The sequence below is a fragment of the Cytobacillus firmus DS1 genome, from assembly GCF_000565285.1.
Lineage (GTDB): Bacteria > Bacillota > Bacilli > Bacillales > Cytobacillaceae > Cytobacillus > Cytobacillus firmus_A.
The window spans coordinates 212,251-238,384 of record NZ_APVL01000003.1; the positions used below are offsets into that span (position 1 = coordinate 212,251).

At 45.3% G+C, this 26,134-nt stretch carries 30 protein-coding genes; 13 read left to right on the forward strand and 17 right to left on the reverse strand.

Going from position 1 to position 26,134, the window contains the following annotated elements; genetic code table 11:
• The first annotated feature begins 168 nt into the window (after positions 1-168).
• Together hemQ and gerQ are read left to right on the forward strand one after the other, a co-directional pair.
• Complete coding sequence (gene hemQ, locus PBF_RS05440; RefSeq protein ID WP_035328069.1) at positions 169-912, forward strand: hydrogen peroxide-dependent heme synthase; 744 nt, start codon at positions 169-171, stop codon at positions 910-912.
• Between the two features lie 173 nt (positions 913-1,085).
• On the forward strand, positions 1,086-1,583 hold the full coding sequence (gene gerQ / locus PBF_RS05445) for a spore coat protein GerQ (RefSeq protein WP_035328072.1): 498 nt from the start codon (positions 1,086-1,088) through the stop codon (positions 1,581-1,583).
• A 97-nt stretch (positions 1,584-1,680) separates the two neighbouring features.
• On the opposite strand, the gene PBF_RS05450 is transcribed toward gerQ, so the two are convergent.
• The 3 genes from PBF_RS05450 to PBF_RS05465 all read right to left on the reverse strand — a co-directional run bounded on the left by PBF_RS05450 (position 1,681) and on the right by PBF_RS05465 (position 3,390).
• Positions 1,681-2,052: a DUF423 domain-containing protein gene (locus PBF_RS05450; RefSeq protein WP_035328075.1), complete on the reverse strand. Its 372-nt coding sequence runs from the start codon at positions 2,050-2,052 to the stop codon at positions 1,681-1,683.
• 26 nt (positions 2,053-2,078) lie between these two features.
• Complete coding sequence (locus PBF_RS05455) at positions 2,079-2,354, reverse strand: YwdI family protein (RefSeq protein WP_035328077.1); 276 nt, start codon at positions 2,352-2,354, stop codon at positions 2,079-2,081.
• A 358-nt stretch (positions 2,355-2,712) separates the two neighbouring features.
• The gene (locus tag PBF_RS05465; RefSeq protein WP_035328082.1) at positions 2,713-3,390 is read right to left on the reverse strand and encodes a uracil-DNA glycosylase; all 678 of its coding nucleotides are present in this window, start codon (positions 3,388-3,390) and stop codon (positions 2,713-2,715) included.
• Between the two features lie 182 nt (positions 3,391-3,572).
• On the opposite strand from PBF_RS05465, the gene PBF_RS05470 reads away from it, so the two are divergent.
• Positions 3,573-3,902, forward strand: coding sequence for a general stress protein (locus PBF_RS05470; RefSeq protein WP_035328084.1), 330 nt, complete (start codon positions 3,573-3,575; stop codon positions 3,900-3,902).
• Between the two features lie 42 nt (positions 3,903-3,944).
• Here PBF_RS05470 and PBF_RS05475 read toward each other — a convergent pair whose 3' ends face one another.
• The 5 genes from PBF_RS05475 to mobA form a co-directional block, all read right to left on the reverse strand.
• Positions 3,945-4,343 carry a hypothetical protein gene (locus tag PBF_RS05475; protein WP_035328086.1) on the reverse strand — a complete coding sequence of 133 codons (399 nt, stop codon included), beginning with the start codon at positions 4,341-4,343 and terminating at the stop codon, positions 3,945-3,947.
• A gap of 78 nt (positions 4,344-4,421) precedes the next feature.
• The gene (locus PBF_RS05480; protein ID WP_035328088.1) at positions 4,422-5,441 is read right to left on the reverse strand and encodes a thiazole biosynthesis adenylyltransferase ThiF; all 1,020 of its coding nucleotides are present in this window, start codon (positions 5,439-5,441) and stop codon (positions 4,422-4,424) included.
• Positions 5,442-5,463: 22 nt separating this feature from the next.
• Positions 5,464-5,694, reverse strand: coding sequence for a molybdopterin converting factor subunit 1 (moaD, locus tag PBF_RS05485; RefSeq protein WP_035328090.1), 231 nt, complete (start codon positions 5,692-5,694; stop codon positions 5,464-5,466).
• Positions 5,687-6,151: a molybdenum cofactor biosynthesis protein MoaE gene (locus tag PBF_RS05490; RefSeq protein ID WP_035328092.1), complete on the reverse strand. Its 465-nt coding sequence runs from the start codon at positions 6,149-6,151 to the stop codon at positions 5,687-5,689. The genes moaD and PBF_RS05490 overlap by 8 nt, the downstream gene beginning before the upstream one ends.
• Positions 6,152-6,240: 89 nt before the next feature.
• Positions 6,241-6,852: a molybdenum cofactor guanylyltransferase gene (gene mobA / locus PBF_RS05495; protein ID WP_035328094.1), complete on the reverse strand. Its 612-nt coding sequence runs from the start codon at positions 6,850-6,852 to the stop codon at positions 6,241-6,243.
• A 277-nt stretch (positions 6,853-7,129) separates the two neighbouring features.
• Here mobA and PBF_RS05500 point away from each other — a divergent pair, with 277 nt between their 5' ends.
• The 4 genes from PBF_RS05500 (at position 7,130) to bshB2 (ending at position 11,515) form a co-directional block, all read left to right on the forward strand.
• Complete coding sequence (locus PBF_RS05500; RefSeq protein WP_235192201.1) at positions 7,130-9,028, forward strand: N-acetylmuramoyl-L-alanine amidase; 1,899 nt, start codon at positions 7,130-7,132, stop codon at positions 9,026-9,028.
• A 439-nt stretch (positions 9,029-9,467) separates the two neighbouring features.
• Positions 9,468-10,295 carry a pyridoxine/pyridoxal/pyridoxamine kinase gene (gene pdxK / locus PBF_RS05505; protein WP_035328098.1) on the forward strand — a complete coding sequence of 276 codons (828 nt, stop codon included), beginning with the start codon at positions 9,468-9,470 and terminating at the stop codon, positions 10,293-10,295.
• 175 nt (positions 10,296-10,470) lie between these two features.
• A complete protein-coding gene (locus PBF_RS05510; protein ID WP_035328100.1) occupies positions 10,471-10,818 on the forward strand; it encodes a YojF family protein in 348 nt (115 codons plus the stop codon).
• A gap of 31 nt (positions 10,819-10,849) precedes the next feature.
• On the forward strand, positions 10,850-11,515 hold the full coding sequence (bshB2, locus tag PBF_RS05515; RefSeq protein ID WP_035328394.1) for a bacillithiol biosynthesis deacetylase BshB2: 666 nt from the start codon (positions 10,850-10,852) through the stop codon (positions 11,513-11,515).
• A 29-nt stretch (positions 11,516-11,544) separates the two neighbouring features.
• On the opposite strand, the gene PBF_RS05520 is transcribed toward bshB2, so the two are convergent.
• Positions 11,545-11,979, reverse strand: a complete 435-nt coding sequence (locus PBF_RS05520; RefSeq protein WP_035328102.1) for an SRPBCC family protein — start codon at positions 11,977-11,979, stop codon at positions 11,545-11,547.
• A gap of 81 nt (positions 11,980-12,060) precedes the next feature.
• A complete protein-coding gene (locus PBF_RS05525; RefSeq protein ID WP_035328105.1) occupies positions 12,061-12,777 on the reverse strand; it encodes a Crp/Fnr family transcriptional regulator in 717 nt (238 codons plus the stop codon).
• A 199-nt stretch (positions 12,778-12,976) separates the two neighbouring features.
• On the opposite strand from PBF_RS05525, the gene PBF_RS05530 reads away from it, so the two are divergent.
• The 3 genes from PBF_RS05530 (at position 12,977) to PBF_RS05540 (ending at position 15,445) form a co-directional block, all read left to right on the forward strand.
• Positions 12,977-13,696 carry an ABC transporter ATP-binding protein gene (locus PBF_RS05530; RefSeq protein WP_035328107.1) on the forward strand — a complete coding sequence of 240 codons (720 nt, stop codon included), beginning with the start codon at positions 12,977-12,979 and terminating at the stop codon, positions 13,694-13,696.
• 1 nt (position 13,697) lies between these two features.
• Positions 13,698-14,726, forward strand: a complete 1,029-nt coding sequence (locus PBF_RS05535) for an ABC transporter permease (RefSeq protein ID WP_035328109.1) — start codon at positions 13,698-13,700, stop codon at positions 14,724-14,726.
• Positions 14,727-14,794: 68 nt separating this feature from the next.
• Positions 14,795-15,445: a TetR/AcrR family transcriptional regulator gene (locus tag PBF_RS05540; RefSeq protein ID WP_035328111.1), complete on the forward strand. Its 651-nt coding sequence runs from the start codon at positions 14,795-14,797 to the stop codon at positions 15,443-15,445.
• 24 nt (positions 15,446-15,469) lie between these two features.
• Here PBF_RS05540 and PBF_RS05545 read toward each other — a convergent pair whose 3' ends face one another.
• The 3 genes from PBF_RS05545 to PBF_RS05555 all read right to left on the reverse strand — a co-directional run bounded on the left by PBF_RS05545 (position 15,470) and on the right by PBF_RS05555 (position 18,190).
• Positions 15,470-16,555: a PQQ-dependent sugar dehydrogenase gene (locus PBF_RS05545; protein WP_035328113.1), complete on the reverse strand. Its 1,086-nt coding sequence runs from the start codon at positions 16,553-16,555 to the stop codon at positions 15,470-15,472.
• Positions 16,556-16,580: 25 nt separating this feature from the next.
• The gene (locus PBF_RS05550) at positions 16,581-17,438 is read right to left on the reverse strand and encodes a Cof-type HAD-IIB family hydrolase (protein WP_035328121.1); all 858 of its coding nucleotides are present in this window, start codon (positions 17,436-17,438) and stop codon (positions 16,581-16,583) included.
• 89 nt (positions 17,439-17,527) lie between these two features.
• Entirely contained in the window at positions 17,528-18,190 is a 663-nt protein-coding gene (locus tag PBF_RS05555; protein ID WP_035328123.1) for a DNA alkylation repair protein, read from the reverse strand.
• A 210-nt stretch (positions 18,191-18,400) separates the two neighbouring features.
• On the opposite strand from PBF_RS05555, the gene PBF_RS05560 reads away from it, so the two are divergent.
• Together PBF_RS05560 and PBF_RS05565 are read left to right on the forward strand one after the other, a co-directional pair.
• Positions 18,401-19,915, forward strand: a complete 1,515-nt coding sequence (locus PBF_RS05560; RefSeq protein WP_035328125.1) for a BCCT family transporter — start codon at positions 18,401-18,403, stop codon at positions 19,913-19,915.
• 362 nt (positions 19,916-20,277) lie between these two features.
• Positions 20,278-21,597, forward strand: coding sequence for a short-chain fatty acid transporter (locus PBF_RS05565; protein ID WP_035328128.1), 1,320 nt, complete (start codon positions 20,278-20,280; stop codon positions 21,595-21,597).
• A gap of 62 nt (positions 21,598-21,659) precedes the next feature.
• On the opposite strand, the gene PBF_RS05570 is transcribed toward PBF_RS05565, so the two are convergent.
• The 4 genes from PBF_RS05570 to PBF_RS05585 form a co-directional block, all read right to left on the reverse strand.
• Positions 21,660-21,860 (reverse strand): hypothetical protein, encoded by a 201-nt coding sequence (locus tag PBF_RS05570; RefSeq protein WP_235192209.1) that lies wholly within the window; start codon positions 21,858-21,860, stop codon positions 21,660-21,662.
• A 66-nt stretch (positions 21,861-21,926) separates the two neighbouring features.
• Positions 21,927-22,934, reverse strand: coding sequence for an ABC transporter ATP-binding protein (locus tag PBF_RS05575; protein WP_035328133.1), 1,008 nt, complete (start codon positions 22,932-22,934; stop codon positions 21,927-21,929).
• A gap of 11 nt (positions 22,935-22,945) precedes the next feature.
• Complete coding sequence (locus tag PBF_RS05580; RefSeq protein WP_035328135.1) at positions 22,946-23,752, reverse strand: ABC transporter permease; 807 nt, start codon at positions 23,750-23,752, stop codon at positions 22,946-22,948.
• Positions 23,753-23,754: 2 nt separating this feature from the next.
• Positions 23,755-24,558, reverse strand: a complete 804-nt coding sequence (locus PBF_RS05585) for an ABC transporter permease (RefSeq protein WP_200870017.1) — start codon at positions 24,556-24,558, stop codon at positions 23,755-23,757.
• A gap of 173 nt (positions 24,559-24,731) precedes the next feature.
• Here PBF_RS05585 and PBF_RS05590 point away from each other — a divergent pair, with 173 nt between their 5' ends.
• Positions 24,732-26,096 carry a YjiH family protein gene (locus tag PBF_RS05590; protein ID WP_035328138.1) on the forward strand — a complete coding sequence of 455 codons (1,365 nt, stop codon included), beginning with the start codon at positions 24,732-24,734 and terminating at the stop codon, positions 26,094-26,096.
• Positions 26,097-26,134: the final 38 nt, after the last annotated feature.

Here is a 26,134-nt window from a genome sequence, read left to right on the forward strand (position 1 = left end):
TTGTAAACGGGGTTTTGCGGTGACAGGCACCTTCACCATTTAGGCGAACTGGTATAGGTGCCTGTCACCATAAGGAATTCCTACATTTCAAGTTTTGTACACATGTTAATTGGAGAAACTATGGTATAGTAGGGATGAGAATTTCAGTACATATTAGGAGTGATTATAATGAGTGAAGCAGCAGTAACGCTTGATGGCTGGTATTGTTTACATGACTTCCGCACAGTTGATTGGACAACTTGGAAAATGGTACCCAGCGAAGAGCGCCAGGCAGCGATCCACGAATTTATGGCCCTAGTGGACAAGTGGAACACAACACAAAGCGAGAAAAACGGCAGTCATGCCCTTTATACAATTGTCGGCCAAAAAGCTGATTTTATGATGATGATCTTAAGGCCTACTATGGAAGAGCTGAATGAAATTGAAAACGAATTCAACAAATCAAAATTAGCTGAATTCACGATTCCGGTTCATTCATATGTGTCTGTTGTCGAGCTGAGCAACTATCTGCCGGCAGGAGAAGATCCATACCAGAATCCGCAAATCCTGGCACGCCTTTATCCTGAACTGCCAAAAGCGAAGCATGTCTGCTTCTATCCGATGGACAAGCGCCGTCAGGGCAATGACAACTGGTACATGCTTCCGATGGAAGACCGCCGCAATATGATGCGCAGCCATGGCATGATCGGCCGCCAGTATGCCGGCAAGGTAAAACAGATCATCACAGGCTCTGTTGGCTTCGATGATTACGAATGGGGCGTTACCCTTTTCTCTGATGATGTTCTTCAATTCAAAAAGCTTGTTTATGAAATGCGCTTTGATGAAGTAAGTGCCCGCTACGGCGAATTCGGCTCTTTCTTCGTTGGAAACATCCTGGAAGAGGACAAAGTAGAAAAGTTCCTTCACATATAATGATGAAAGCTCCCGGCTTCGGCTGGGAGTTTTTCTTTTTCTTCAGGTTATAAAAAAACATGCCCCTACATAGTAATGAAATAGTGAGTTTCTATTTTAAATCCAACCCGCAGGAGTCTATTCTCAAATACGCGGATAGAAAATGCTGATTTTAATACTTAGGAGGGACTAAATTGAGTCAATCAAATTATGGTCAATACCCTTATTATGGTTACCAGCAGCGTTACAGCGACGGCACTCAAATGCCGCAGAACTTTCAAGGCCAGCCGCAGTTTCAGCCGGCGCAAACAGGCGGAGCCATGCCTGGTGCAAGTTCGGGCGGGATGTTTCCAGGTGCAGGCACCGGAATGGGCGGACCGGCAGCTGCTCCATCTATTCCAGGCATGCTCCCGCTTGAACAATCCTATATCGAAAACATTCTTCGCCTGAACAAAGGGAAACTTGCGACAGTATATGCCACATTTGAGAACAATACGGAATGGAACGCCAAAATATTCAAAGGCCTCATTGAGGCGGCCGGGCGGGATCACCTGATACTGAGCGATCCTCAAACAGGCCAGCGTATCCTCCTTCCGATGATCTACTTAGACTATGTGACGTTTGATGAAGAAATCGAATATGAATACCCATTTGGCGGAGGACAGGGAATGTCGCAATATTCGCCGAGGTAACAGGAAAAGCTCGGCTTCTGACAGCTGAGTACGTCTGGAACTGGCCGGATGCCGCAAGAAAAAGGAGCTTTGACCTCAAGTCAAAGCTCCTTTCCTTTTATAAGTATTTTACTGCCGCAATGATCAGCAGCACCCAGGCTGCAAGGAATGAGACTCCGCCAAGCGGCGTGATGGCACCGAGCACGCTGATTTTCGTTAAGGTCAGCACATATAAGCTTCCTGAGAACAGGATGATGCCGATCACCATCAGCCAGCCTGACCAGGATAATAAAGATGTTGCCGGCAGCTTACCAAGCAGAACGCCAATGATTAAAAGGCCTGTTGCATGGAACATCTGGTAGGTTACACCTGTTTGCCATGTTTCCAAATACTTCGGCTCCACTCTTCCTTCAAGTCCATGAGCTCCGAAAGCCCCCAATGCGACTGATAAAAAGGCATTAATAGCCCCAATTATAATAAATAGCTTCATAGTCCCCTGCACCTCTTATCCTTTTATTAAAAATCGAACAATGAATCGCCATTCGCCTCATCATCCATCTGCATTTTCTTTGGCTGCAGATTCGCTGGCTGAGCTGCCGGCGGCGCACTGTATGTATGGCTAATAGACGAAACAGCAGCCGCACTTCCTGCATCCGACTCATCCAAAACCAGCTCGCATAACGACTTGATCGCCTGCACTCTTTCCCTGATTCTGGCGTCGGAAGAGCTGCTTTTCGCTTCCAGCAATTCCTTTTCCATCTTCCCTAATAGCTTCTGAACAGAGATATTCACCCTCTACACCTCTTTCTGTAAAAAAGCAGCCCTCAGAGAGGGAGACTGCCTGCGCTAAACAATTCAATAAAAGCAGCCAGTATGACCGGCATATCAAGTTTATCAGGTTTTCTTTTCAAAACGCAAACAGGGATGGCCGGATGCCCGGAAAACTTCGAGAGAGGGCATATGCCTTGTTTTAAACTGAAAGGCTCTGCAGCCTTTCGGATGGTTCCGGTCCCAGGTCACATAGAAATATTTGCATTTAAAACAATCGATTTTCTCTGAACTCATTTGTTTTTCTCCTTTGTGCACAGATCATATTTCGAGCACTTCTTGCATAAAACGGTATGTTTCACGTGAAACATGGCGAAAAGAATCAGAGATTATGAATCTGCCAGTCAATTGGCTCCTCTCCAACCTTCTGTAAGATTTCATTCGTCCTTGAAAATGGTCTGCTCCCAAAGAACCCTTTTCTGGCCGAAAACGGGCTGGGATGCGGCGATTTTATGATATAGTGTTTGGAAGCATCAATCAGCACTTCTTTTTCCTGTGCCGATTTGCCCCACAATATAAAAATGACGGGCTCTTCCCGCTCATTCAATTTTTGGATAACCGTGTCGGTGAACGTTTCCCACCCTTGCCCTTTATGCGAATGCGCCAGCCCTTTGCGGACGGTCAGAACGGTATTGAGGAGCAGTACCCCTTCTTGGGCCCATTTTAATAGATAGCCATTATCTGGCACTTCGAAGCCCAGATCATCCTGCATTTCCTTGAATATATTTTTCAGTGAAGGAGGCAGCTTTACATCAGGCTGAACCGAAAAGCTTAATCCATGTGCCTGTCCCGGCCCATGATAAGGATCCTGTCCCAATATCACTGCCCTTACATCTTTATAAGCTGTATATTGGAGCGCATTAAAAATATCCTCCTGCTTCGGGTAAATGGTATGCTCCTCAAATTCTTTTTTCAAAAATGCACGAAGATGAAGATAATAAGGTTTCTCGAACTCCTCTGCCAAAATCTCCTGCCAGTCATTCCTTAAGATACGCTTCATTTGCCAACTCTCCCTCCTCTTATTTGAACTGTTATTCTTATACCCATTGGCTATCATGCCATAATCTATCATTCTTGCCTACATGTTTAAAAAATCTCAGAGCGGATATGTAATATATAGAACGGGCAGGAAGAGCTGCCCTTAAAAATAAATCTGCAAATCTTATAAGGAGGATGTTATATATGTATAAAATTGAAGTTGTCGAAAATGGTGTACAAGCTACTGATGCGATTGGAATGCTGCAAAGCCAAGGATTCAATAAGGAAAACATCTATATTTTCGCACATGACAAGGATCGCTCCGAGCACCTTTCTGACGCGACAGATACAGGTGATGTCGGTATGAAGGAACAGGGCTTATTCGATTCTGTCGGAAATGTTTTCAAAAAGCGCGGAGATGAGCTTCGTTCAAAATTTGAATCTGTTGGGTTAACAACGGTAGAAGCAGAACAATATGAAAAAGTACTGGATGAAGGCAAGTTAGTTGTTGTGGGTACAGATGAAGTAAAATAAATGAAAAAGCGATGAAGATTCTTCATCGCTTTTTTGGTGCTCTTAAAACATCCAAACCCATAACCCCATAAGCAGAACCGGGTATAATACATACCACCATACTCTGGTTATATTGACTTTTGACAGGATGAAAAATACCAGTTCAGGCAAAACAATCAGACCAGCCTGAAGCCAGATGAACGTATAAAAATGCTCCGGCGCTATCATGCCGTTCCCTGTCGCCCAATCTCCGCTGTTGAATAAAAAGTAGAAGAAATTCAGGAAAGGGAGAATGATAGCGAAAAGAATGCGGCTGATATGAACAATCAGATCGGCGGGACGCTTGTTTTTATACAGTGGCGTAACCGGCATGATAAAACTATATAGAATCAGAACGAACCCAATAAAATTAACCAGCAGCTGATCAAATAAATACCCGAAAAAATACATAAATGTAATCATTATTTACCTCTTCTGTTCTTTTGTCTTTATTTTACAGAAAAGGCAAAGGGTAATATATGATAAATAAGCACTAGTTTTCTAACCCATAATCCGCTGGTAAATGGACTTCGCATGCGCTAAGTCCTTTGTGCCATGGATCAGGGCGCGTCCGTCTTTGAAAAGAACCATCCGCTGCTCCTCCATCTCGACGGAAAGCAGATATGGATTGCCTTTTACCTGATAGCCGAGTGACTTCAGCTGCCGGGCGATTTCCGTGAACTCGATTAAGAGTTCTTTCGGCGGGCGGATCTGAACGGTGTCCCTTCCGCAGAGAATGGTGGATTTCATCATGTTTTCCGCCTGCAGATAAGGATAGGTTCGGTCTTTTCCGCAGGATAAGCAGCCTTCATCCTTCGCTTTTGACACCTTCATGCTTGTGTACTGGTTTCGCCATAAATCAAAACTGACCATGGCGGTCCTTACTGCTTCCCAGTCCTCAGCCAGAATTTTCAGTGCCTCTGCCGCCTGATGGGCGACAACCATTTGCACAGCAGGCGCAATAATCCCGCCGGTGTCACAGGTCATCCCCTGGATCGGAATTTTTTTCAATAAGCAATTCATGCATGGCGTTTTCCCCGGAAGGATGGTCATGCTCATGCCAAAGCTGCCGACACAGGCTCCATAAATCCACGGAATAGTATATTTCTGGGAGATATCATTAATAGCCATTCTGGTTTCAAAGTTGTCAGTTGAATCGAGGATCAGATCCACCCCATCGGCAAGCTCCTCCAGCTTTTCAGGAGTAGCATCGCCAATAATCGAGCGGATTTCAACCTCGCTATTAATCTGTTTCAGCCGTTTTTCGGCAGCGGCCGCTTTCGGCATTTTTTCCGCTGCATCGCTTTCTGCAAAAAGCTGCTGGCGCTGCAGATTGCTTTCCTCGACATAATCACGGTCAATAATCGTCAGTTTGCCGGCCCCGGAGCGCGCCATCATCTCCGCGTTTCCCGAGCCCAGTGCGCCGGCACCGATAATCAGCACATGCTTCGAGCGGATTTTTTCCTGCCCCTCTTTTCCAATTGGCGCAAACAGGGTCTGGCGTGAATACCTTTCAGACAATAGGGCCCCTCCTCTCTATGCATCACCCGCCGCTGACTGGAGGGATAAACGCAACCGCATCTCCGTTCTGAATGACTTCATCATCTGAAGCGAATTCCTCGTTCACCGCTGCCATGACTGAATCAAGCTTCAGCCCGAATTCTTCCTCAAGCAGCTGTTTCAGCTCAGCGATGGTTTTGCCGCTGACATCTCTTGTTACAGACTCTTCTCCAACACGGTCCCGCAAATGGGCAAAAAACATGATTTTATTCATTTAAATCTTCCCCCTCCGGTTTCCCTTTTGGATATGCCACTGTTTCCAGCTGGTTGCCGATCCATTCTTCACCGTCTTCCCAATGTTCCTTTTTCCAGATCGGCACAATTTCTTTAATTCTTTCAATCGCATAGCGGTTGGCTTCATAAGCATCGGCACGGTGTGGAGTAGAAACGGCAATGACCACCGCTACATCGGTAATATCCAGCTTGCCTGTGCGGTGGGTAATCGCCACTTCCGCCCCGTTCCAGCGTTCTTTTATCTCGGTTCCAATCTGCTCCAGTTTTTTCACAGCCATGGACTCGTATGCTTCATAGATTAAGTACAGTGTTTTCTTGCCGTGAGTCAGCTCGCGGACGGTCCCAATGAAGGTCGTAATCGCCCCTGCTTCCCGCTGCACCACTTTATCGATCACACTTTGAATATTGATCGGATCTTTTGAAATCTCAAAATTCATGGAATCACCTCATTTATATAAAAAACCTATTCTAGCCTTATTTGTTTCATTTTGACATAACCTGTGCCGGAAGTGAAATGGCTGATTGTTTAATTTGATTTCCCTTCCTCTTCAGCTGCCATTTTTAGTGCCTGCTGGTACTCATCCGGATGATTCATATTAAAAAAATAGTCATCCTTGGCTAGAAAACCTCTCTTCTTCAGTTCTTCATCTCTTAATATGGCAGTGTCTATTTCATTTAAAAATTCACGGATTCTTAATTGATTATTCATCAAAGCTTGTTCAGCGGCTTCTTTAGCATCTTTTCGGTAAGCTGCAAACAGAGGATGAAGGCGGCCTTCCATTTCCGGCACAGCGGCCTGACGGCTGTTTAATTCTTCTAAAAGAATTCTCCCTAAATCCACAGATAGGAAAGGCATATCACAGGCAACAATCAGATTTTTTTGGGTTGATGACGCTGACAGCCCTGCTTGAATTCCTGCAAGCGGACCTTTTTCTATCCATTTGTCACTGACTATCGGAAGCCCAAGAAACCGGTATTCATCCTGTTTATTCGCAACGATGATCACCTGGGATGTATATGAAGCCAATGAATCTGCGATGCGTTCAATCACTGTTTTTCCCTGTATTTTTAGCAGAGCCTTATTCTCCCCCATACGGCTCGAATGCCCTCCTGCCAAAATAATGCCTGTTGTACTCATATTCTTCACCTGACTTTGTGTGATGTGGAACAGCGTCATTCTATCCTTATCGTTTTATTTTACCATCTAATCCAAAGTGTTTCTTTGATAAAGGCCTGCTGGTTGTGCGGATCGCTTTGGATCCCTCCTACTTTCTTCTTATCTCTATTCTGCTACCAATTACCTTTTTTTAGAAAAACCTATAAACCGATGGAATCATTTGACATGTATTGTGCAGGTATAACCCTTCAGCTATTAGAAAGAACTTCCTATATTTCTATATACGGGAGGGAATACATTGAGATTTAAAAAGCTATCATCAGCCATTTTAACGTTGTCCTTAACCGCAAGCCTCTTGGCTATCCCCGCTGACTTTACACCAAGCGCAACTTCTGCAGCATCAACAGAAAACAGCATTGAATCGCACCACTTGCAAAAGGCATTTGAAAAAGCGGCGAAGGAATTTGGAGTACCTGAATCTGTCCTTCTCGCCGTCGCTTATAACCAGTCACGCTGGGAGCACCATGAAGGCCATAGTGAGGTCGGAGGCTATGGCATTATGAATCTTGCAGACTTGCCAGCCGACATGAGCGCAAGGGGCAAGCACGATGATGGAATCATTGAGGCTTCAGATAATGAGAATAGCACGCTTAAAACAGCCGCAAACCTTCTAAATGAAAATCCGGAAGCCTTAAAAAAAGACCCTGAACAAAATATCCGGGCCGGAGCAGCTCTTTTAGCAGAGTTTGCACGCCAAACGACAGGGGAACTCCCTTCCGATGCAGCAGACTGGTACGGTGCCGTCGTTAAATACAGCGGAACAGATCAGGAAGTCATTGCTAAGGACTTTGCAGATCAAGTCTTTGAGACCATTCAGCAAGGTGCTGCCAGAAAAAACCTTGATGGACAAAGAGTCGTATTAAACGCCAAGGAAATTACACCAAATAAGACTACAGCTGGCACTATCCCTCTTCGCAACACCAAATACACAAATACCGACTGTCCCAATGGCCTTGATTGTACTTTCATTCCTGCTGCTTATAAGCAATTTTCGAGCAGCACAAGTAATTACGGCAACTACGATATCGCCAATCGGCCAAAGGACGATTTAGATATTCGCTATATTATTATTCATGATATTGAGGGCACGGCTGAATCCGCCATCAGCCACTTCCAGAATCCGTCCTACGTTAGTGCACACTATGTCATAGATTCAGAGACCGGAAAAATCACCCAGATGGTACGTCCTGAAGATGTGCCATGGCATGCAGGAAACTGGTATTTTAATATGCATTCGATCGGATTGGAGCATGAAGGGTATGCTGCAGAAGGCGCAGACTGGTACAGTGAGCAAATGTACCGCTCTACTGCAAAACTTGTAAGATACCTTTCAGACCGATTTAACATTCCTTTGGACAGACAGCACATTATCGGCCATGATGAGATACCTGGCTTAACAACAGCAAAACATAGGAGCATGCACTGGGACCCGGGCGCTTATTGGGATTGGGGACACTTTTTCGACCTTCTTGGGGCTTCCTTTAATCCAAGCAGCGGAGACAAAGACAGTAATATTCTCACAATCCGCCCAAATTTCAATACAAATCAGCCAGACTTTACGTATAGAGGAATTAAACAGGAACCTGAGTCTTCAAGCCTGATTCATTTATACAGCGAACCCAGCTTTGAGGCACCATTGGTCAGTGATCCCCTGCTTCATCCTGGCGGCACCAGCACAAAAAATATTAATGACTGGGGCAATAAAGCTGCCATTGGACAGAGTTTCTATAAAGCCGGGCAGGAAGGCGATTGGACAGCTATTTACTACGGCGGCCAAGAAGCCTGGTTCTATAATCCGAACAATAGAAATAGCGTCCCAGGCAGCGGGACCCTCATTACGCCAAAAGAAGGGCTTGATTCCATACCTGTATATGGTGCCGCCTATCCTGACGACGCAGCTTACGATGAGGCCGGAATTGCAGAATCGGCAAGAGGAAAAGCACAGGTTCTATATCAGATGCCGGCTGGCCAAATCTATACAGCAACAGAACCAATTCAGTCCGATTACTATCATGCGAAGTATTATAATGACCCGGCTACGAATAAGGTTGTAAAGGGAAATGATGAATACTATCAGATTTTTTACAACCATCGCCTGGGATTCGTGAAGAAAAGCGATGTAGAAGTTGTAAATTAAAGGCTGTTTTCGCAAGGTTTGTTGCTATTTGTATATATTTACTGAGTTGATTGGAGCGGAAGGTGCGAGATCCTCGAAAATGCTATCGCATTTTCTTCGTGCGATGTTTTTTCGGGAAAGCTTATTCAACGTCCTGCGGGAGTAGCGGGACAGGTGAGACCCCGCGGAAAGCGAGCATCCTGTAGCGGAAATCAACGGACAAGATTAATAGGTTAAAAACAACAATTTATACGAAAAGAGCCTAATTAAAAGACTGACCTGGAGTTATTCTTCTTTGAGGAATAGCTCCTTTTTTGTTTCATTGATCTCTTTTGTATTTTTGAAAACAATAGCGGACAACTTAATGCTGAGAAATCATCTAATCGGTCCGTTATAGTTTTTCCCCTTTTCAATTATTGTTATAATTAGTAAAAGATATCTGCAAGGAGGAATTAGGCATATGACAATGAAAAAAGTAATGACTATCGCAGGTTCGGATACGAGCGGCGGCGCCGGCATCCAGGCTGACCTTAAGACATTCCAGGAGCTTGGCGTTTATGGGATGACCGCGCTGACTACGATCGTGACGATGGATCCCAAAAATAACTGGAGCCACAATGTGTTCCCGATTTCTACAGATATTCTGGAAACACAGATCGAAACGATTATCTCGACGGGAATCGATGCAATGAAAACAGGCATGCTCGGTTCTGAAGAAGTGATCAAGATTGCCGCAAAGACCATTAAAGAGAACAGCCTGGATCACGTTGTCATCGACCCGGTTATGGTCTGCAAGGGCGAAGATGAGCCGATTCACCCTGAATTGAACGAAGCATTAAGAGATTTGCTTGTACCTCTTGCAACAGTGGTAACACCAAACCTGTTTGAAGCATGGCAGCTGGCTAAAACCGGTCCGATCAAGACGGTTGAAGACATGAAGGAAGCAGCTGTTAAAATTCATGAACTTGGTGCAAAGTATGTATTAATCAAGGGCGGCAGCAAGCTTCAGCACGAAAAAGCCGTCGACCTTCTATATGATGGACAAGAGTTCACTCTTTATGAGAGCGAACGTGTTGAAACGACTTACACTCATGGCGCAGGCTGCACCTACTCTTCTGCCATCACAGCAGAAATTGCAAAAGGCAAGCCTGTCAAAGAAGCGGTCCAAACCGCGAAGGACTTCATTACTGCCGCCATTAACCATGGCTTCAAGCTGAATGAGTATGTTGGCCCGACCATGCCGGGTGCATACCGCAAATATGGCGCAGGCCGTACTGAATCAGAATAAAAATGAGGGAACAGAGTCCGGGCGGGCTCTGTTCTTTTGGCTATGGGCGGTTTAGCAGATAAAAATAAATTCTCGGGATATTAACTTAGCGGTCCTCGCTGAGATTACTTTTTCGCTTTTCATTTCTTTTTTTAGTAAGATAAACAGAAAGATATCATGAAAGGGGGACTATAGAGTGGAACCAGCAGTGAAGGAACATGTGCAAAAAGAAATCGACCGCCTTGCCAATAAAGAGGTCTTTATTCATCTGGAAACAACGAATGGGGCGTATGCTTCCCATTTTGATGAAACCTTCTTTTCTTCAGGCGCCTATATCCGCAATGCCCAATTGGTTTATGAACACGGAAAGGTTACCGGCAAAGGCCCTTACCGGGTTGGATTGAAAATGAATTTTGGCTGGGTGTATGCTGAAGGAATTACCCACTTTGAAGTGGATGAAGAAAACAGGCTCCTTTTAGCCGGCCATGATTTCAGCGGCAAGCTGGCAGTCGCCCTGCAAATTAGTGAATCTCCTTTTGAATAAGAGGACATGAAATGAAAGGAGCACGACCATGATGGAAAAGGAAAGACATGTACTCGTCATCTTCCCTCATCCGGATGATGAAGCATTTGGCGTATCAGGAACGATTTCCTTACATATCGATAATGGCACACCTGTCACCTACGCATGCCTGACGCTAGGAGAAATGGGGCGCAATATGGGTAATCCCCCTTTTGCCACCAGAGAAACCCTGCCGAAAATCCGCAAGGAAGAGCTGGAGGAAGCAGCCAGGGTTCTGGGCATCCAGGACTTAAGAATGCTGGGGTATCGGGATAAAACCGTGGAGTTTGAGGATGAAGAAAAGCTCGCGAACAGACTGGGAGTCATCATCGGTGAGACAAACCCTTCCCTCATCATCACGTTCTACCCGGGCTACGCTGTGCACCCTGACCATGACGCGACAGGAGCCGCCGTCATCCGGGCGGTAAGAGAGCTGCCTGCTGACAAGCGTCCGAAGGTTCACTGTGTCGCATTCTCGAATAACTGTGAGGAAGAAATCGGCCAGGCCGATGTGGTCAATGATGTAAGTGCGGTTATCGACCGGAAAATCGCAGCCATTAAGGCTCATGCCTCCCAGACACAGCTGATGGCAGCGAGCATGGAAGAAAGCATTAAAAACCAGGACCCGGAAGTACTGGCAAGAATGTATAAAGAGCGCTTTTGGACTTACAAAATATAGTAAAAGGGAGCCTCCCGCTCCCTTTTTTGTTACTTCTCCATCATTTCCTTCAAATACTGAAGCTGGCTTCCGTCTTCCCGCTTCACAATATTCACGATGAAACGCTTCGTCAATCTGGCAACGAGCCCGCTGGTTTTAACGGTTGCTTCCATCTCCACCTGGGTTCCTTCTTCTATTTCATGAAAATCATATTTATATTCGGTTATCAGTCCATTGGCATTGCTGCGGGTGGTATAGGTTCTGTCCTGTTCAAAATCAATGATTTCAACATCCGCGCTGATCTTTTTCCCTCTGACCATACGTGTTTCAACAAACTTTGTTCCTTTGCCGGTCTCACCCTCGGTCTGCTTTTCCACTTTCACGACAAACGGCATAAGTTCAGGGACATTTTCCATCTTAATCATATAATCAAATACTTCATGTACAGGTTTATTGATAATCTCACTCGAACGAAAATCAGCCATGCTTTGCACCTCAGAATCATAAGTCTATGACTCTATTATATAACAAAAAAGCAGGCCGGAGTAAAGGTGCGTCCCCTACAGCTACTGGCGGTAAAGGGAGCAAAATTTGCACCAGTCCACAATGACGATTTTCCTTCCTGTAATTTCGATGATTCCTTCTTTTTTCAGCCTGGAAAAAACACGGCTGACACTTTCCCGGGATGTTCCAACAAGGGTGGAGAATTCCTGTACGGTTATGGGGAGCTCTAGATGCATCCGGTTGCAGTAGTTGGCGCCGAACTTTTCCGCGAGCCTTTCCAAAGTCCGGACTGTTTTCGTATACACATCAAGCAGCGCAATATCCCTCATAATGGAGGTCATATCACGCAGAGATTCACTCATATAGCGGATAATCTGTACGGCCATTTCCGGCGAATACAGAAGCTCCTGCTCCAGTTCATCGGTATTCAGAAAAAAGATTTCACCATCCTGCACCATTGTACCTGTCGCAGGATACGTATGCCCCTCCTGATTAAAAAGGTTTGCCTCAGCAAAAATCTCCCCCTTTTTCTTAATGCAGACAATCAGTTCATTTCCATGTTCATCCTGCTTCGTCAGCTTCACAATGCCGGAGCGCACAAAGTAAACTCCTTTGGCAACCTCATATTCAGACATAATTCTTTCGCCTTTTAAATAAGCTTTCTTAATAATCCGATTATCGATCCGCTCTAGAGATTCAATGGGGAGCTCTTTAAATATCTCAATCTTTCCTAAAAATTCATTGATTAACGGCCTATGATCCTGCTTTTCATATTCCATTCCCATCCCCCGCTTTTACCATTCTTAAGAAATATTTTAGCTAAGTGCGGATTAGGATGAAGTGACTTACCTCACAAAACGATCATCTCACGCAGAATACTAGCACGTAATGAGTGATTACTCACTTTACAAATAACCCAGCAATCATTTAATATAATAAATGAGTGATTACTCACTTTTATAAAAGGGGAGTGAACAAATGAATAGTCCAATCGTTTCCATTCAACATGTATCCAAAAATTACGGAAAGCAGCAAGTTCTAAAAGACATCAGCCTTGAAATTTATGAAGGTGAGATTTTCGGCCTGCTCGGCCCATCCGGAGCAGGCAAAACGACGCTTGTTAAACAGCTGGCAGGCCTGGAGGAGCCAGCACAGGGCGAAAATTATATTTTCAGCGAAAAAATGCCCAGACTGGACCTGATCAAACGAATCGGCTACATGGCACAATCCGATGCTCTGTATACCGACTTAACAGCAAAGGAAAATCTGGAATTCTTTGCGGCGCTGTATGGGTTAAGCGGCAAAGAAAAAAGGCAGCGGATGATTGAGGTGATGGAATTGGTTTCATTAACAGACCACATGCATAAAATGGTTTCCGACTATTCAGGAGGAATGAAGAGAAGACTTTCCCTTGCCATTTCCCTTCTTCATAATCCCGGCCTCCTCATTCTCGATGAACCTACTGTTGGAATTGATCCAGTCCTCAGAAAAAGCATCTGGGAATCTTTTAAAAGCCTGAAGGAGAATGGGACCACCATCCTTGTGACAACTCATGTCATGGATGAAGCAGGAAAGTGCGACAGGCTGGGAATGATTAGAGACGGACAGCTCATTGCAGCAGGAACACCGGAAGAATTAATGAAGCAAACCGGCGCGGCCAATATAGAAGATGCCTTCCTGGCATATGGAGGTGCTTAATATGAGGATTACAGCACTGGTTATTCGAATACTGCGCCAGATTGTAAGAGATAAACGGACGATGGCTCTGTTGATCCTTGCTCCGATCCTGGTCATGAGCATGCTTCATCTTGTGTTTAACGGAGATGAATATACGCCAAAAGTCGGCCTCGTGGATCTGTCTGAAAAAATAGAGACTCAGCTTTACCTGGAAAATGCCAAACTCGAACACTATGAAACAGAGAAGCTCGCGAAAAAGGACTTATCAGCCAAGAAGCTGGATGCGTATCTGGTGTTTGATCAAATGCCGCCGTCAGTGGTTCTCGAAGGCAGCGATCCAAGTGTAAACGGAGCTGTGATGAGATGGATTCAGGGTGCATTGAAGCCATTGCAGCCAAATGGCGGGAATCAGGAAATAAAAACCGATTACTTATTCGGCTCCGGGGACATGGGGCAGTTTGATTATTTCGGGCCGGTGCTGCTTGGATTCTTTGTCTTTTTCTTTGTATTCCTGATTGCCGGCGTATCCTTTTTAAGGGAACGGACCACCGGAACACTCGAACGGCTTTTGACCAGTCCGCTCAGGAAGTGGGAAATCGTTGCGGGGTATATCATGGGATTTGGAATTTTCACGATGATCCAGGCAGCCATCATTGCCTGGTATGCGATCTATGTGCTCGGCATGCTGATGGAGGGGGCTTTTGGCTATGTCCTTCTGATCACACTGCTCCTTTCGCTGACAGCACTGACTCTGGGAATCCTGCTGTCTTCGTTTGCCAACAATGAGCTGCAGATGATCCAATTCATTCCGCTTATTGTGGTTCCGCAGATCTTTTTCTCGGGGCTGTTCAATCTTGAGACCATTTCAGAGTGGCTCAGCTGGGTCGGCCCTTTCACACCTTTATACTACGCGGCTGAAGCATTACGAAATGTAATGGTGAGAGGCTTTGGATGGGATATGATATATAAAGATCTGCTGATGCTGCTCGCTTTCTCCCTGCTCTTTATGGTTCTGAATATCGCTGCTTTAAGAAGGTACCGGAAAATATAAAATTTCTTTTTATAATTTCATTCCTTTATAATAAAGCTATAGATTTTGCACGTATAAAGGAGTTTACCATGCCAGAGCAGGATTCCATTTTAGAAGAGTTATTTCAGGAAGAAGAAAAGCTTACGGAGAAGCAGAAGAAAATTATCATGGCTGCGATTGAATCGTTTTCTGAAAAGGGCTATGCAGCCACTTCGACAAGCGAAATCGCCAAGAAGGCAGGAGTAGCCGAAGGAACCATCTTCAGGCACTATAAAACAAAAAAGGATTTGCTGATGGGGATCGTTTCGCCGATGATGGCGAAGCTGATTGCTCCATTTGTCATTAAAGACTTATATAAAGTCATCAATCATGAATATGAACACTTTGAAGATTTTTTAAGAGCCATGATGGAAAACCGGATTGAGTTCCTTAAAAACAATATGCCTCTTATCAAGATCCTGATCCAGGAAATTCCGTTTCACCCTGAACTCAAGGAACAGTTTAAAGAGCATATTGCCATGAAAGTCTTCGATCGTTTTGCCAGTTTGGCTGAATACTATCAGAAAAAAGGGCAGATTATTGATATCCCGCCCTACAGTGCCGTCCGAATGACCTTTACATCGATATTCGGCTTTCTTATCGCCAGGTATTTAATTTTGCCCGAAGCCGACTGGGATGATGAAAAAGAAATCGAGCTGACCATTCAATTCATCATGCATGGACTTTCAGCTAAAAACTAAAGCCTGGCACTGCTGCCAGGCTTTTTATATTTCGGAAAGCTGAAGTTGATAGAGCTTATCATCCTTCTCAAGCGGATTGCCTCGTCCATCTGTATTGTTGCTGATGAAATAAAGCACATCCCCTTCAATGAAGACGTCACGGATTCTGCCTAAATTCGACACAACCTTTCTGACATTCTTCGTTTCCAGATCAAACTCCAAAACGGCAGTGCCTCTTAAGGCGGCAGTGTAAAGCTTGCCTTTATAATAGGCCATCCCGGACGGAGCCCAGGTTTCATCATCACCGGAGGTAAACAGCGGCGATTCCATGCCTTCCTTCTTCTCGGTCCCTTTTATAACGGGCCACCCATAATTTTTCCCGGGAAGGATCTTATTGATTTCATCATTGGCAGACGGGCCGTGCTCACTTTCATACAAAGTCCCATCCTCAGCCCAGGCAAGTCCCTGCGGATTGCGGTGGCCGTAGCTATAGACATAAGAGCCGCTGAACGGATTATCCGCCGGTACGCTGCCATCGGGATTCATTCTTAGGATCTTTCCTCCGAGAGAATTCACATCCTGAGCAATTTCGGGATCGGTCGCAGCATCGCCTGCAGTCGCATAAAGCTTTCCGTCAGGGCCTATTTCAAGCCGGCCGCCATGATGGTACTGCCCGCTCGGAATTTTATCAAGCAGAAGCTTTTCTTCTTTCCAGGTTCCATCCTGATGCTGGAGGATGACAATTCGGTTAAACTGTCCTGAGGTGTTTTCGTAGGTATAATAGGCATACGCTTCGTTTGATTGTGAAAAATCGGGTGCCGGCACAAAGCCGAGCAAGCCTGCTTCAGAGGCGGTAGAAAGCTTTTTTGCAAGCTCCACCTTCTGGCGTTCTTTCTTGCCGTCCTCGACCTTCACAATGCTTCCTTGTCTTTCGGTCATGTAAAAGGTTTCGCCCGTTTTGGCAATGGACCAGGGAATATCGAGCTCATCTGCCAGTATTTCCGGCTCAGCACCGGCAGGAAGGCTGGCCTCCTGATCCTCGATTTGCTTCCCGTTACCATTCTCTCCTGCACTAGAACACCCGGCCAGCAGGCCCAAAACGAGCAGCCCTAAGCCTAACACCTTTTTCATCCAGCCTTCATCCCCCTTAAAAATTTTATTTCAGGACTTCCCAGATTGCCTTGGCTACACCGCTGTCTTCATTTGCGGATGTCACCAGATCACACTGTGCTTTAATGATGTCATCGGCATTTCCCATGGCAACCGATCTTCCTGCGCGTTTGAACATGGACAAATCATTATAATTATCGCCAATGGCCATGGTTTCCAAAAGCGAGATTCCTTTTTCATTCACAAATGCTTCAAGGGCAATTCCCTTTTGGGCGTTCACACTGGTCAGCTCCAGGTTCTCATCCCCTGATGAACTTACGGCCATGCCTTCAAGCTTCAGCAGGTCTTCTTTCGCGGAAACAAGAAAATCCGGTTCAAACGAGAAGGCCAGCAGCTTGTAAATTTGATGCTCGTCACTGTTGAAAAGCTCATCATAGCTGTTCACTTTATGGACAAGCCCTTTTGTAAAGCGCTCTTCCGCCGCTTTGGTCACTTCATCAATATCCGCTTCCGGATTTCCGCTTAAAAAGATATCAACAATAATGGAGACGCCGCGGTCTTCATCAATGGTATATGTACCCTGGTTGGTGTATACCTCGAAATACACATTGTTCTGAACAAGGATATAGGCTGCTTTTTTGGCCAGGTCCTTATCGAGCGGGCTGGAGGATACGACTTTCCCGTCTGAGGCTCTTACTTCTGCCCCATTTGCGCAAATAATCGGGCAGGAAATGCCGGCTTCATCGAGGACAAAGCTTGCTTCGAAATAGGAGCGCCCGGTCGCGATGACCACTTCAACTCCTTTTTCCTGTGCGGCTTTAATGGCTTCTAAATTTTCAGGCGTTATTTTCTGTGTAGCGGTTAAAAGCGTTCCGTCCATATCACTGGCAATGCATTTGATCATTAAATTCACCTTCTGGCATTAGTATTTTTCTGAAAAACTTATTTGCCATTCTATCATGTTCTAAGGGTTATTTTAAATAATTGCTTTTCTCAGCCAACATACTTGCTCCCTTCCCTGATGCTCAGTTTTGCAAGTGTGTTTGATTCAATAAACCTTTTTACTGACTCGGGATTTGTTTTCGAGTATTCCCTGAGAGCCCAGCCGATGGCTTTTTGGATGAAAAATTCTTTGCTGTCATTGTTTAAAAGGATGCAGCGGTATAGCAGCTCTTCGTCTGTGCTGGTTTTGTATTTCAGCTGGAATAGGATGGCGGTTCTGCGGAGCCACATGTTTTCGCTTGTCGCCCATCCCATTATCTTTTCGGGGATGACTTCCGGGTTTTTGGCGGCGATGGCTCCCACTGCATGACTGGCCAACATGTCAACAGTATCCCACCAGGATTTTGAGGTAATCAGCTTCTCGATTAATGCCAGATGGCTTTTGTCCAGCTTCCTGGTAAATTTCCCGATGTAGTCAAGGGCAGCAGCCTGGTATTCACGCTCTTCCATATCCCATAAGGCTTCCACAAATGCCGGATTAAACTCCTGCTTCAGCAGGTCTGTTTTATTGAAGTATTCTTTTAGCAGGGCTCTTCTTTCAGGTGCCTTAATTCCCAGGAAGGAAAAGTGGTTTTTCATATAGTTTTGCATGGGGATCGCTTTTTCTGTGTCCCGGTTTTCTTCAAAAAGCTCGATTAATAATTGGATATCCATATGAGCACTCCTTTTTACATCAAAACGGGTTTATGTCATCATGTTAAGGGTAAGGTATTGTAGAGATTTGTTGCTTTCTGCGTTTTCGGACAGCTTTTCCTCTTCTATTTAATCCCATTTTACCTGCATTTTACAAATCCCAATGAATGATTAGACAGAAAAGAAGGCCAAAATACAAATGTGATTCACAAATTTAGGGGGGGATTTTTATTGAATGATAAATCCGGCAGTATAAACAGTGTATTTTGGGTTTCAGCCGTAATTATAACATTCTTAGTATTACTGGGGGCCCTGGCTCCTGATCTGTTCGCCAGTGCTGCAACAGAAGCGTTTGATTTCACTACATACGCATTTGGCTGGTTTTACTTAATTTCGGTCTTGTTTTTTGTCTTATTCTGTATCTTTCTGGCTATCAGCAAATATGGCCGTCTCAAGCTTGGGAATGATGAAGATAAAGCGGATTATCCATTTTTCACATGGATTGGGATGTTATTCAGTGCAGGGTTTGGGATTGGATTGGTTTTCTGGGGAATTGCCGAGCCGATGAGCCATTATTTCACTCCGCCAAGAGAAGGCATGGATCCTTTAACAGCGGAAGCGGCCCGCGAGGCGATGGGCTACTCCTTTTTCCACTGGGGAGTCAGCCAATGGTCCGTGTTTACGATCGTGGGACTGGCCATGGGGTATTTCCAATTCAGGAGGAGAGAAAACGGACTGATCTCTACCACTTTAACTCCTTTGTTCAGCAAGAAAAAAGATCCTGTCCTGCTGAAAAAGGTCATTGATATCCTGGCTGTTATTGCAACGGTCATGGGCGTTGCAACCTCGCTTGGACTGGGCATTCTGCAGATTAACGGCGGGCTTGACGCAGTATTCGGCATTGAGCAGAGCACTATGACGCAAATTCTGATTATTGCGGTAATGACTTCTTTGTTTCTGCTGTCCTCCTCGACAGGTCTTGATAAAGGAATCAAATACTTGAGCAACATCAATCTCGGACTGGCACTGGTTTTGATGATTTTTGTACTGGTTACCGGCCCGACTGTGTTTATTTTAAATACTTTTACACTTGGAATCGGCGACTATATCTCAAGTTTTATTAAATTGAGCCTGCGCTTGACCCCCTATAAGGGAGGCACATGGATCCGAGACTGGACGATTTTTTACTGGGCATGGGCCATTGCCTGGTCCCCGTTTGTCGGTGCCTTTATTGCCCGTGTTTCCAGAGGGAGAACGATCCGCGAATTTGTTGTCGGCGTCCTGATTGTTCCACCGCTCATCGCGCTTGTGTGGATTGCCGTATTCGGCGGCACAGCGCTGCACTTTGATTTATTCGGCGGCACACAGATTGCAGAGGCCGTTAACAATGATGTGACTTCTGCGTTGTTCCAGACCTATAACCAATTGCCTTTCAGCTTTTTGGTTTCGGTACTGTCCATTCTGCTGATTCTGACATTCTTAATTACATCGGCGGATTCGGCAACTTATATCCTCAGTGTTATGACCGCTAACGGCACCCTGAATCCGCCTCTATTCCCGCGGATTGTCTGGGGCGTGCTGATGGGAGCAATTGCCGCGGTCCTGCTGTTAAGCAGCGGACTAGAAGGCCTTCAGACAGCCTCTCTGGTCTCGGCGCTGCCATTTACCATTATCCTGATTTTCATGTGCATATCGCTGTTGAAAATGCTGCGCAGGGAAACAATACCTGTCAAGCGCAAAAAATAACCGGGCAGACCTCTGGGAGGAGGTCTGTTTTTTTGACTTTGTTGGCGGGGAGCTGGCGGTCGGGACTCTGGGGTGCAGATTTTCGCTTTGTGTATCTGAAGTTTGACTGAGTTCGGACTCTGTGGCGCAGATTTTCGCTTTCAGTGTCCGAAGTTCCGCCACATGTTCCTTACAATGTCCCGATCCGCGATTGCCGCTTTTACTATTTTGACGTCCATATCCCAATCCCCTTTACACAATTTACTCTCCCAATTTAAATGGCAAAAGCCTTTTATACAAGAATTATTTCAGAAAAGAAGGAATAAACTGAATTTTACAGAAAGTATATTAGGTTCGAGAAAAAATTTTTAGGGGGTTGCAGCATGAGGATACTTGTATCATTCTTTAACCGCATTATGCAGCGGTACTTGCCGGATCCATTTTTATTTGTCATTATCCTAACTTTTGCCGTTTTTGGATTAGGCTTGATTTTTACAGATAATGGGCCTTACCAGATGGTTCAGCATTGGGGAAACGGATTTTGGGGCCTTTTGACTTTTTCCATGCAGATGGTGCTGGTTTTAGTCACAGGACATGTATTAGCCAGCAGCAATATTTTTAAAAAGGGGTTAGGCGCCCTGGCATCATTGGCCAAATCTCCCGGCCAGGCCATCCTGATTGTGTCATTCGTTTCGATGGTTGCAAGCTTAATTAACTGGGGTTTCGGCCTTGTAATCGGCGCCCTGTTTGCAAAAGAGCTTGCTAAAAAGGTGAAAAATGTGGATTATCGCCTTTTAATTGCAAGCGCTTACGGAGGATTCGTTGTCTGGCACGGGGGGATTTCCGGCTCGATTCCATTGACGATTGCTACGCCGGGCCACTTCTCTGAAGATATGATTGGCGTTATTTCTACAGACCAGACGATTTTCGCCGGCTTTAATATCTTTATTGTTATCGCACTATTATTAGTTTTGCCTTTTGTAAACCGCTTTATGATGCCATCGAAAGAGGAAACCATTGTGGTTGACCCTGCACTTCTTCAGGAAGACATCCAGGCAGCTGCAATTGAAAAAGAGGCAATGACACCTGCTGAACGCCTGGAAAACAGCCGCATCATTTCCCTGCTTGCCGGGATTCTTGGACTTGCGTTCTTATTTTATTATTTCGCATCAAAGGGCTTTAATCTAAATCTTGATATCGTAAACTTCTTGTTCCTGTTCCTGGGCATTCTTTTTCATGGAACGCCTAAACAGTTCCTCGAAGCTGTCCTGAATGCGGTAAAAGGAGCAAGCGGCATCATTATTCAGTTCCCGTTTTATGCCGGAATCATGGGCATGATGACCGCCTCAGGACTTGCTGCGGTGATGTCCGAAGCATTTGTCAGCATTTCGAATGATTACACGTTCCATTTCTTCGCGTTCTTAAGCGCGGGTGTAGTGAACTTCTTTGTTCCTTCAGGGGGAGGACAGTGGGCTGTTCAGGCTCCAATTATGCTTGAAGCGGCTCAATCAATGGGGGCTTCCATCCCCAAAACGGCCATGGCGGTCGCATGGGGTGATGCCTGGACCAACTTAATTCAGCCTTTCTGGGCGCTGCCGGCACTCGCCATTGCGGGGTTAAAAGCGAAAGACATCATGGGATTCTGCGTGCTGACTCTCCTGGTCAGCGGCGTGATCATTTCAATGGGATTCTTATTTTTCTAAAAGGAAAAGAGCATGGCACCCGCCATGCTCTTCTATTATGAGCAGCTGCCTCATCGGGAGGCTTAAATTCCATTATGATGATCATTTTTCATGTTATGCATATAGGACTCCATGTAGGCTCTCTCTGACTCAGATACATGCTTTTCATTTTCCCCGGTGTCATAGTCGTCAATTCCATGCTTTTTATGCCACCAGTCCACAAACATTCCTGTTCCCAGCAATACTGCACAAAAGCCCAGCAAATATAGAATCAATGTGATCACCTCTATATAGTATATTGATTTTTCAGAAAATATTGATATATTTACCAAGCCTATTTTTCTATGAGGCTACACTTTTACCGTCTCCGGCAGGTCCTGATAGCCCTCCTGATATATGCGGCTGATGATCGATTCGATGGCAGGCTCTTCCACTGTCAGATCTTTGATATTATGTGTTTCGGTAATTTGAGCAATCAGTCCTGAAGCTGACACATCATCCCGGTTAAATCGAATCCAGAAGCGGCTTGCTTCTTCTTTAAACACCTCACCGCCCCTAAGCTTTAGGCTGCGTGATGATTCCTCCAGGTCAACGATGAGTGTCCTCGTTTTGCCGAAACGCTCTTTGACGACTGCGATTTCCCCGTCATACACCTTTTGCCCATGGTCGATGAGAATCATCCGCTCACAGAGCTTTTCGATATCCTCCATATCATGGGTGGTTAAAATGACGGTTATGCTGCGCTCTTTATTAATCTCTTTTATAAAAGTCCTCATCTTTTCCTTTGCGACGACATCCAGGCCAATGGTCGGCTCATCCAGGAACAGGATGGGCGGGTCGTGCAGCAGGGATGCGGCAATGTCTGCCCTCATCCTTTGCCCTAACGACAGCTGGCGGACCGGCGTGCTCAGGAATTCATCCAGCCCCAATATCTCGGTGAAAGTATCCATATTTTCCTTATACCGCTTATCCGGCACCTGATAGATTTCCTTCAGCAACTCAAACGATTCAATTGTAGGCAGGTCCCACCAGAGCTGCGTTCTCTGGCCGAAAACCACTCCGATATTCTTGGCATTTTCCTGCCTGTTTTCATAGGGAATGATGCCGTTCACCTTCACACTTCCTGAAGTTGGAACCAGAATGCCCGTCAGCATTTTGATGGTGGTGGATTTTCCTGCGCCATTCGGCCCAATATAGCCGACCATTTCCCCCTCATTGATCGAAAAGCTGATGTCTTTTACAGCTTCTTTCTTAATATGCTCTCTTTTTACGAGACTCTTTACAGCGCCAAGGAAGCCTGTCTCCCGCTTGGCAATCATAAAGTCCTTCATTAGATGTTCGACCTCTATAACCGGCAATTCCAGCCCTCCTATGAACCTGTACTTTTATATCTCTTTAAACCCAGCATCCAAATTGAATAAGCAATAGCGAAAAAGACGATGCCGACAAGCGGCGAGTAATACCCGATATTCTCCGGGAAAAAGGGTGTTTCCTTTTCCAAAAGGACAGCCGCGGGAAAATAGTTCACAAAGCCGAATGGGATCACAAAAGCCGTAAACCATTGGACAGCTTTCGGATAAATGACCAGAGGATAATTGGTCAGATTTCGGGCAGGAAACATGGCCACCCAATAAAATTGCTCCGATTTCGTCGTCCAGAAAGCGAGTGCAGAAATCATGACGAGCAGGCCGCCCTGAATAAGGATGCCTCCAACCACAGATAACAGCAGAAACAAGCTTTTCCCAATTGTCCAATCCAGCTGCAGCTCAAAGCTGACCCAGATAAAAATGCCGATGCTGAAGATGAACTGTCCAAATGCGCCAACATCAAATTTCATCGCCATGAAATGAAAAAATGGATTGATGGGCCTGACAAGGAAGCGGTCAAACGTGCCGTTTAAAATGTAGGTGTCCAGCCCCCTGAAATGAAAAAAGAGAATGATGCAGAACCCCCAGGATAATACAGCGACTGCAAATAGAAACAGCATCTCGTAAAAGGTCCATGAGCCGAGTTCCTGAAACTGATAAAGCATAATCCACATCGTGACAGCGGTGCCCGTATAGGATGTTATGAGGCCGACAATCCTCATGACAAAAGCAAAACGATACTGCAGCTGGGCCCTCACCCCTGCGGAGATGAGCTTGAAATATAAATCGAAATATTTTACAACACTCACATTTATCCCCCCTGCACCACTACTTTTTGGGATGCGCGATTCCAGACAAACCTTAACAGCAGATAACTGGACACAGCCCAGAATAATTGGACTCCCAGGGATAACAGAATCTCCTCACCAGTGATTTTCCCTATAAAAATCGCATTTGGTATGTAATAGATTCCCTGAAAAGGCAGGTAAAGCGCCATCGTTTCCAGCCAGCCCGGGAAAAACCACAGCGGAATGACCGATCCGGAAAGAAGGGACATCGCGAAGTAAAAGACATCGACAATCCCGCCCGTTTCAACGAGAAAAAAGGAAAGCAGCCCGAAGGACATTTCAATGCAATAGCGGATCAGGAATCCAATAAAAGCGGATACGATGAACAACGCCCAAGTCTCCCAGGCTGAAGGCAGTGTCAAATCCATAAAGATGAACATGACGGTGTATAAAGGGAGCAAAGCTGTCAGTATGTAAAAGGCCACACTGCCAAAGTCGGCAAAAAGGTAGCGGAGCGGCACATCAAACGGTCTCATTAATTCCAGGGAAATATCTCCTGTCCGGACCTTCTCCTGGATTTCCCAGAGCGGAGTGCCCGCCCCATTTACTCCCGTTAAAAATTGGCTGACCACTATATACGTCAGCATGGATTCAAAGCTGACACCACCTGCTTCTTCCCTACCGGCATATAAAGCGGTCCAGATCGAACCCCACATCAGCAGAAAAATGAGGTTTGAGCCCAGCCTGGACCATACATCGAACCGATAAACGGCTGATCGCAGAAAGGCCTTTTTTGTGAAGGTCCAATATAAACGAAACCTGAACATCAGCACACCCGCTTTTTGATTTTTTTGATTATTTAATATTTTAACATAATATGGGAGCTTAAAAATAAGAAGTTTAAAAAGAAGGGAAACGGTGGAATTTAAGAGAAAGGGTTGGCTTTTTCAGGGTTATGAATTAAAATAACATGTGGTTTATAAATATAAGAAAAAGGTGAATGATATTGTTTGATGCATCCAGAAAGAAGCATTCTTCTTCCGATCTGATAAAATTTCTCATACCGTCCTTAATTGGAATCAGCTTATTCATGGTTCCGATCAAATATCAAGGGGATATTACGATACCCATCGCTATTTTTTCAGGATGGATCCAAAACCTGCTTACAGACTATCTTCCGGAAATTATGACCTTTATTATTGTCATTACATTCTTGGGTACATTGCTGGCGAAGCTCGCCAAGCCTGCTTTTATTGAAAAAATCCCTTTTTTCAGGAACTTATTTGATGTTCCCTACATCTGGGCTGCAGCGAGATTTATCGGCGCTGTTTTTGCGGTTATTACCCTATTTCAAATGGGGCCTGAACAGATCTGGTCTGAAAACACGGGAGGACTGCTCTTAAATGACCTTCTGCCGATCCTGTTCTCGGTCTTTTTATTTGCAGGGCTTTTCCTGCCTTTGCTATTGAATTTCGGATTGCTTGAATTCTTTGGAGCGCTTTTAACAAAAATCATGCGTCCGGTCTTTAAGCTGCCTGGCAGGTCTTCAATTGACTGTGTAGCTTCCTGGCTTGGCGATGGCACGATTGGTGTTCTTCTGACCAGCAAGCAGTATGAGGAAGGCTATTATACGAAAAGGGAAGCCGCCATTATCGGCACTACTTTTTCCGTCGTATCCATTACCTTCAGCCTTGTTGTTATTTCACAGGTGAATCTCGGCCATATGTTTGTGCCTTTTTACCTGACCATTACAGCAGCAGGGTTCATTTGCGCCATTATCAGTCCGAGAATCTGGCCTCTGGCCAAAAAGCCTGATACGTATTATAACGGGCAGGAAGCGGAGCTTGATGAAAACATTCCTGAAGGACACACTCCTTTCAGCTGGGGACTTAAGCAGGCTTTAGATAAAGCACGCATCAATCAAAGCCTGAAAGCCTTCTTCCAGGATGGCGCCAAAAACATTCTGGATATGTGGATGGGTGTTGCCCCGATTGTCATGGCTTTGGGAACATTGGCTCTGATTGTTGCTGAATACACACCGGTTTTCACTTATCTGGGAATGCCGTTCATTCCATTGCTTGAATTGATGCAGGTGCCGGAAGCAAAAGCAGCTTCTGAAACACTTGTGGTCGGTTTCGCCGATATGTTCCTGCCATCCGTTATCGGAGCAGGCATCGAAAGTGAGATGACGCGATTTATTGTGGCTGCAGTATCTGTTACCCAGCTGATTTATATGTCAGAGGTCGGCGGACTTCTGCTCGGCTCCAAAATACCTGTATCCTTCTGGGATCTTGTTATCATCTTTATACAGCGAACGCTTATTACGCTGCCGGTGATCGTGCTGGCTGCACACATTCTTTTTTAACATACGAAAAGAGGTATCCTTATGCGGGATACCTCTTT

Excerpts from the sequence above, each read along its gene's own strand:
- hemQ (WP_035328069.1), top strand. The coding sequence starts at position 169 with ATGAGTGAAGCAGCAGTAACGCTTGATGGCTGGTATTGTTTACATGAC.
- PBF_RS05450 (WP_035328075.1), bottom strand. The coding sequence starts at position 2,052 with ATGAAGCTATTTATTATAATTGGGGCTATTAATGCCTTTTTATCAGTC.
- PBF_RS05465 (WP_035328082.1), bottom strand. The coding sequence starts at position 3,390 with ATGAAGCGTATCTTAAGGAATGACTGGCAGGAGATTTTGGCAGAGGAG.
- PBF_RS05470 (WP_035328084.1), top strand. The coding sequence starts at position 3,573 with ATGTATAAAATTGAAGTTGTCGAAAATGGTGTACAAGCTACTGATGCG.
- PBF_RS05475 (WP_035328086.1), bottom strand. The coding sequence starts at position 4,343 with ATGATTACATTTATGTATTTTTTCGGGTATTTATTTGATCAGCTGCTG.
- moaD (WP_035328090.1), bottom strand. The coding sequence starts at position 5,694 with ATGAATAAAATCATGTTTTTTGCCCATTTGCGGGACCGTGTTGGAGAA.
- PBF_RS05490 (WP_035328092.1), bottom strand. The coding sequence starts at position 6,151 with ATGAATTTTGAGATTTCAAAAGATCCGATCAATATTCAAAGTGTGATC.
- mobA (WP_035328094.1), bottom strand. The coding sequence starts at position 6,852 with ATGAGTACAACAGGCATTATTTTGGCAGGAGGGCATTCGAGCCGTATG.
- pdxK (WP_035328098.1), top strand. The coding sequence starts at position 9,468 with ATGACAATGAAAAAAGTAATGACTATCGCAGGTTCGGATACGAGCGGC.
- bshB2 (WP_035328394.1), top strand. The coding sequence starts at position 10,850 with ATGGAAAAGGAAAGACATGTACTCGTCATCTTCCCTCATCCGGATGAT.
- PBF_RS05520 (WP_035328102.1), bottom strand. The coding sequence starts at position 11,979 with ATGGCTGATTTTCGTTCGAGTGAGATTATCAATAAACCTGTACATGAA.
- PBF_RS05525 (WP_035328105.1), bottom strand. The coding sequence starts at position 12,777 with ATGGAATATGAAAAGCAGGATCATAGGCCGTTAATCAATGAATTTTTA.
- PBF_RS05530 (WP_035328107.1), top strand. The coding sequence starts at position 12,977 with ATGAATAGTCCAATCGTTTCCATTCAACATGTATCCAAAAATTACGGA.
- PBF_RS05535 (WP_035328109.1), top strand. The coding sequence starts at position 13,698 with ATGAGGATTACAGCACTGGTTATTCGAATACTGCGCCAGATTGTAAGA.
- PBF_RS05540 (WP_035328111.1), top strand. The coding sequence starts at position 14,795 with ATGCCAGAGCAGGATTCCATTTTAGAAGAGTTATTTCAGGAAGAAGAA.
- PBF_RS05545 (WP_035328113.1), bottom strand. The coding sequence starts at position 16,555 with ATGAAAAAGGTGTTAGGCTTAGGGCTGCTCGTTTTGGGCCTGCTGGCC.
- PBF_RS05550 (WP_035328121.1), bottom strand. The coding sequence starts at position 17,438 with ATGATCAAATGCATTGCCAGTGATATGGACGGAACGCTTTTAACCGCT.
- PBF_RS05555 (WP_035328123.1), bottom strand. The coding sequence starts at position 18,190 with ATGGATATCCAATTATTAATCGAGCTTTTTGAAGAAAACCGGGACACA.
- PBF_RS05565 (WP_035328128.1), top strand. The coding sequence starts at position 20,278 with ATGAGGATACTTGTATCATTCTTTAACCGCATTATGCAGCGGTACTTG.
- PBF_RS05585 (WP_200870017.1), bottom strand. The coding sequence starts at position 24,558 with ATGTTCAGGTTTCGTTTATATTGGACCTTCACAAAAAAGGCCTTTCTG.
- PBF_RS05590 (WP_035328138.1), top strand. The coding sequence starts at position 24,732 with ATGATATTGTTTGATGCATCCAGAAAGAAGCATTCTTCTTCCGATCTG.